Source organism: Cobetia sp. SIMBA_158 (genome assembly GCF_046566945.1).
In the GTDB taxonomy this organism is placed as follows: domain Bacteria; phylum Pseudomonadota; class Gammaproteobacteria; order Pseudomonadales; family Halomonadaceae; genus Cobetia; species Cobetia amphilecti.
Genome location: NZ_JAWJYL010000501.1, coordinates 1 through 264, shown reverse-complemented (window position 1 = coordinate 264; position 264 = coordinate 1). Strand labels below are relative to the sequence as shown.

Annotated in this window: 1 protein-coding gene; it reads left to right on the top strand. The window is 54.9% G+C overall.

From position 1 onward, the window contains the following. Positions 1–264: MFS transporter (locus tag R2R70_RS20840; RefSeq protein WP_410979026.1), on the top strand; the 264-nt coding region annotated here is incomplete at both ends.

The window sequence follows — 264 nt, the reverse complement described above, 5'->3', positions numbered from 1 at the left end:
ATTAATCGGTATTGCCATTGGTATTTATGGTCTGACTCAGGCCGTTTTTCAGATTCCGTTTGGCCTGCTTTCCGACCGCATTGGTCGCAAACCATTAATTGTCGGTGGGCTGGCGGTGTTTGCCGCCGGTAGCGTTATCGCTGCGCTTTCCGACTCCATCTGGGGAATTATTCTGGGCCGGGCGCTACAAGGCTCTGGAGCAATTGCCGCCGCCGTTATGGCGCTGCTTTCCGATCTCACGCGCGAACAAAACCGCACCAAAGC